Annotated in this window: 4 protein-coding genes; all 4 read right to left on the bottom strand. The window is 37.3% G+C overall.

Annotated elements, in window-relative coordinates:
* Positions 1-172 precede the first annotated feature (172 nt).
* The 4 genes from HMPREF2706_RS07070 to yycF are packed head-to-tail and all read right to left on the bottom strand — an operon-like array spanning position 173 to position 4,838.
* Entirely contained in the window at positions 173-961 is a 789-nt protein-coding gene (locus HMPREF2706_RS07070; protein ID WP_030065550.1) for a two-component system regulatory protein YycI, read from the bottom strand.
* Positions 962-2,299, bottom strand: coding sequence for a two-component system activity regulator YycH (yycH, locus tag HMPREF2706_RS07065; RefSeq protein ID WP_002434631.1), 1,338 nt, complete (start codon positions 2,297-2,299; stop codon positions 962-964).
* Complete coding sequence (walK, locus tag HMPREF2706_RS07060; protein ID WP_002434451.1) at positions 2,292-4,124, bottom strand: cell wall metabolism sensor histidine kinase WalK; 1,833 nt, start codon at positions 4,122-4,124, stop codon at positions 2,292-2,294. Before walK ends, yycH begins: the two co-directional genes overlap by 8 nt.
* 12 nt (positions 4,125-4,136) lie before the next feature.
* Positions 4,137-4,838 (bottom strand): response regulator YycF, encoded by a 702-nt coding sequence (gene yycF / locus HMPREF2706_RS07055; protein ID WP_002434481.1) that lies wholly within the window; start codon positions 4,836-4,838, stop codon positions 4,137-4,139.
* Positions 4,839-5,390: the final 552 nt, after the last annotated feature.

The following is a 5,390-nucleotide window of genomic DNA, read 5'->3' as shown; positions in this document are numbered from 1 at the left end:
TTTTGCTCGCTTTTCGGTTCTGCTCAAAACCTAAACGCTCACTTTCGCACCTTAATTGACGGGCTTCGAAAAGCAGGTCGTTCGACAATAATACGCATCGCGCTAAAATTTGAGGAACAATTTTCGCTTGATGCTAGTTATTGCTCGCGACCTAAGCGCTTTTCTTAGCACCTTAATTTATAACTTTTGGGTTTTTGGTGGTGGCTTCGACGTAATAGGTTTCTATGTTGTCTTTACCGTGGTGTTTAACTTTAATTTCCCAGTTGGGTTGTAGTAATTGTACGTTGGTTTCTTTGACGACTGAGTAATAGCCTAGGCGTGCGTCGATGACTTGGTCGTTTCGTTTTAGATATCTGTTGAAGTAAAGTGCTTCGACGGCTTTACGTGGGCTAATGACTTGTTTCTTAGTACTATTTGACCCTTCTGCGATATGGATATTATTCATCGCTGTTTGTTTGTAGCTTGTTGCTTTTCCATCATTTAAATTAAAGGTTAAACGGGCTTTATTGTTATTCATAATAGGATAACCTTCAAAGGTTTGTTCGTAAGTGATTTTATCTGAACTTAGATCACTCAATTGATATTGTTTACCGTTATAAATACTATCTGCAATAAAATCTTTAATGTCTTTTAGGTTCTTATCGCTTACTTTCACAGTTTTGTCTATATCGCCTTCTAATGTCTTGTTTTTGTCTGATGTATCTAAGCTTGAATGTTCTTTAGCGTAGCTCGAGAAGTCTTTAGAGCGTGCTGTGATTTGTGCGAGTTTCGTATCTTTAACTTTCTTATTAAGTACGTCTGTAGGGACTTTAATTTCTTCTTGTTGAAAATTAACGTTGTTCCCACTTTCTGCGTCATTAATCTGTGCTTTATTGACTTTATCGATGTATATCATGACGAGTAAGATGTTGACGAGAATAAATACGAAAATGAATAGCGTCTTTGTGCGTTTCCAATTCATTTATTCAAGCCTCCCATCTTTATAGGCGTACCAATTGCCATCGTATTCTACGTACCATTGTGGTGTGAATTCACTATTGCGTTGAACTTCTATATCATCTTTATCTGGTTTGTCATCCATATCATAGCCGACTGCAATGTTGGTTACCTTTTCAAAGTCAATATTATTATTATTGGCAAGTGCTGAACGAACGGATTCGGCTGTAGGTAAGGTCTTAGGTTCTTCACTGTTCAGTTGAACGCTGCTCTTAAGTAATGAGCGTTGGTAATCGAAGACGCCTTTTTTACCCCATGTGACTTGAATTTCATTTAAATTCTGGTTGTTGAATGTAGGGTAACCATTCAAGAAGCGTTGGTAAGTCAGTTTACCTGTCTTATTATCTGTACTGAATAAACGATAATCTTCGTTAAGGAATCCACCATGGCCGTTGATAAATTCAAAGGTACCTGGAATTGTTTCTTCCATATTGCTTGAGCTTTTCGCGTCTTCAGATAGGTTTTTATAATGATACATTTCACTGTTATCGTCATAGTTCGCGACGCCTGTGTTGTTGTTATATGTTGTCGCACCACTTTGAGAGCTTCGTACGATAGTTGAATCTTCAAAGAGAATGGAATTCATTCGTTCGACGTTCATTGTTGAGAAGACCATACGATATGATTTTAAGTCTTTAGGTTTACTTGGCGCGAAGACGTGTGTTGCTTTATCGATAGTGTCTTTATTAGTGATGATTTCAGTATATGGTTGCATATCTGACTTAATACTGTCTAAGGCGCTATCTATATTTTTACCTTGTGCTGATGTTTTTAATTTCACGACTTCGTGACGGTCTTTACTTATCGCATAAAGCACCACGTGATTGTCATTATCTTGGTCTATAAGTAATCGATTGAAGTTAAAGTGGTTGGGTACGTTCGCATCGATGTTCAATACCTGACTTAAGTATGTCGTTAAAGGTAAATCGTATGTGAAATCTAGCACGGTAAAGTCATTACTTAGTTCTGGTATAACAAGGTTATGATCTCTGCGCATATGTGACACAGATTTAACTTCTTGATTCTTCAATGGCTTCGTAATGCTATCAAGTGCATCACCTGTTGAGACCGTTCCTTGTGGTTTATCATCCTTTGAATGAATGATCTGAAATGGTGTAACCGTGCCTTCCATGCTTGCTGTCATAGGTTTACTTAGTGGTTTCGGCTCGTTCTTTTTACTGCTATCTGAGTTAGTAACATTATTGAGGTCTGGTGTATAGTTCCAGACCAAGTATGTCAAAACGATACTGATGAGTACGAGAAGACCTAGGATAATTGATTTAATATGTTCTTTACTATTCATCCCAATCACCGTCTTCAATGATTTCACAAGGAAGTGTGATGAAGATAGACGTACCTTGACCTTCTACGCTGTTTGCCCAGATGCGTCCATTGTGCGCTTCTACAATTTCTTTGGAAATTGCGAGACCGAGTCCTGTACCACCCATCTTACGTGTACGTGCTTTATCAACACGGTAGAATCTATCGAATATTTTATCTACTTTATTGATTGGAATTCCAATACCATTATCTTTTATACGAATGGTCATTCTATTGTAAAGTGCATTTTGTTTCACATGAAACTCAACTCGTTTATCACCACGTGAATATTTCATTGCGTTAGTGATAACGTTGTCGAATACTTGTGTCATCTTATCTGGATCGATTTCTGTGAATATTGTTTGTTGTGGGATTTCTCTTACGAATGTTGTATCTTTCGCTGCCATTTCATGTCGATTAATAATTTTATTAATGTACATGTTGAAGTCAACGATTTCTTTAGTAATTTGGTCTGACTCGTTGTCCATTTTGGATAATTGGAGTAAGTCGTTAACGAGTCGTATCATACGTTCTGTTTCTTCACGTGTAACGGATAAGAATTGTGGTGCAAGGCTTTCATCTTGCCAAGCGCCTTCTTCGAGTGCTTCGATATAGCTGTTCATTGATGTGAGTGGCGTACGTAGTTCGTGTGAAACGTTTGCTACGAATTCGCGACGTTCACGTTCAACTTGTTGTTGTTCTGTTACATCATGTAACACGGCAATGTAACCTGTGACGAATCCTGTTTCTTGCACGATGGTACTAAAGTTGACACGTGCAATAATGCCCTCTTCTTCGTTAATATCTAATAAGAAGGAATCATTATTTTCTTGAATTTCGTCTAGTGAGAATTCATTTTCAAGGTTAAGAAGACCGAGCATGTAATAGCCGATAACGTCTTCTTTCGCGAGACCGAGCATCTTAAGCGCCATATCATTCGCAATACGCACGCGTCCACGGCGATCTGTCGCGAGGATACCATCACTCATATGTGTGATAACTGAATCTAGACGGCGTTTCTCACTTTCGGTGTTAGCCTGCGCCTCTTGCACACGTTTAGATAGGTTGTTGAAAGCAAGTGCGAGCTCACCGATTTCGTCGTTACCATAAATCTTCACACGTTGAGTATAGTTACCCTTAGACATCTCAACAGTCTGGTTACGCATATCGGTAATTGGTTTGGTAATCGTTCGGGCGATAAAGAAACCGAGGATTACTGTGATGAATAATGATATAGCTGTACCGACGATAAAGATTTGGTTAATGTTATTGAGTTGGTTATATACGTCGTTGATTTTCGATTCTATGTAAATATCACCGATAGTTTGTTTGTCGACTTTAACTGGTATGTTATAAACCCAGACACGTTCCTTACCACTACCATAGTCTTTAAGGACCATGTGGTTGTTGGTTTCACCGAGAGAAAGTGCCTTTTGGACGGAACCGTCATTCGCTTTTTGATTAATTAGACTACGGTTAGACTGCTTTGTCGTAGCCATAATAATTTGGTCTTTATCAACGAAGCGAATTTCTCCGATTTCTTGACGGTTGGCATATTCACTCAAAAGGTTTTGGATATCCTTTTGAGCGTTTACCGTACCTTTGTCATTATCGTTATAAACTTTTTCTATATTAACATCTAACTGCTTCGCATATTGCGTTATGTTCTTTTTAAAATTATCTAGTAATTCTTTTTCTAAACTATTAGTAAAATACAAACCGATGATTTGCATACCAATAATAATCAGTAATACATAAACAATAACGAGTTTAGTGTGAAGGGATTGTAATTGTTTAAGCCACTTCATAGGATGTTGCCTCTAATCATGTTGTTGGAGGAAGTATCCAACGCCTCTACGTGTCACAATGTATTCTGGGTGCGATGGATCGTCTTCAATTTTTTCGCGTAAACGACGAATCGTTACGTCAACTGTACGTACGTCACCGAAATAATCATAACCCCACACTGTTTGTAATAAATGTTCACGTGTCATTACTTGACCCATATGTTTAGAAAGGTAGTGGAATAATTCAAATTCACGATGTGTTAATTCGATATCTTCACCACGTTTTTTAATTGAGTAAGCGTCTGGGTAGATGACGATATCTTTGATTGTTATTTCATTTGTAGCGCCACTCACTTCTTGAGCTGGTTGTGAATAATGGCGACGTAAGTTTGCTTTCACACGTGCGATAAGTTCACGCGTGCTGAAAGGTTTTGTTACATAGTCGTCTGCACCAAGTTCAAGTCCTAATACTTTATCAATTTCTGAGTCTTTCGCTGTTAACATGATGATTGGCATTTCGAATTTTTTACGTACTTCGCGACATACTTCCATGCCATCTCTGCCTGGTAACATGATGTCTAAGAGTACGATATCTGGTTCTTCTTCATAGATTAAATCTACTGCATCGTTACCATCGTAAGCGCAGAATACTTCGTATCCCTCTTTCTTCAAATTAAATTCTAAAATATCAGCAATTGGTTTTTCATCGTCGACAACAACAACTTTTCTAGCCATATATTTTAACCTCTTTTCTCAAAGTGTAATTCTTCCGTTCGTTTAATTATGTGAAGGCTATATTTTTCTCTATTATACCTTGTGAAAGGTGATGTATGTAATATATATAGCGCATAGTTACCTAATATATAATTTACCATTTATGAACGGGTAATTCTATTTTTGTATTAAAAATTATAGAATAATATTATTTATAATTTTACCATTGAAATACTGTATTACAAAATATGTTGAACAGTTGCAAATAGCTCAAATTATCTATATATCAGTGTTTTCATTATTTTGTAATATAAATATTTGGTGTAAAACGTATGCTTATGCGATTCTCCCTTTTGAAAATGTAAACAAATAGCGTAAATGTTAAGTTTTTATTGCAACGTCATGGATATTGTAAAGTGAGCGTTATGTCTGGGTGAGGATAGAGTTATTACTTTATATGAGTGGATGGATTGTAACAGGAATAAAACGGATATGAAGGTATAAAAAATGCCTACCCTATTGGGTAGGCAATACGGTCCCGACGGGAATCGAACCCGCGATCTCCTGCGTGAC

Origin of the sequence: Staphylococcus sp. HMSC067F07, assembly GCF_001837405.1 — a bacterium.
GTDB lineage: Bacteria > Bacillota > Bacilli > Staphylococcales > Staphylococcaceae > Staphylococcus > Staphylococcus capitis.
This window is presented reverse-complemented; position numbering and strand designations above follow the sequence as displayed.

Excerpts from the sequence above, each read along its gene's own strand:
- HMPREF2706_RS07070 (WP_030065550.1), bottom strand. The coding sequence starts at position 961 with ATGAATTGGAAACGCACAAAGACGCTATTCATTTTCGTATTTATTCTC.
- yycH (WP_002434631.1), bottom strand. The coding sequence starts at position 2,299 with ATGAATAGTAAAGAACATATTAAATCAATTATCCTAGGTCTTCTCGTA.
- walK (WP_002434451.1), bottom strand. The coding sequence starts at position 4,124 with ATGAAGTGGCTTAAACAATTACAATCCCTTCACACTAAACTCGTTATT.
- yycF (WP_002434481.1), bottom strand. The coding sequence starts at position 4,838 with ATGGCTAGAAAAGTTGTTGTTGTCGACGATGAAAAACCAATTGCTGAT.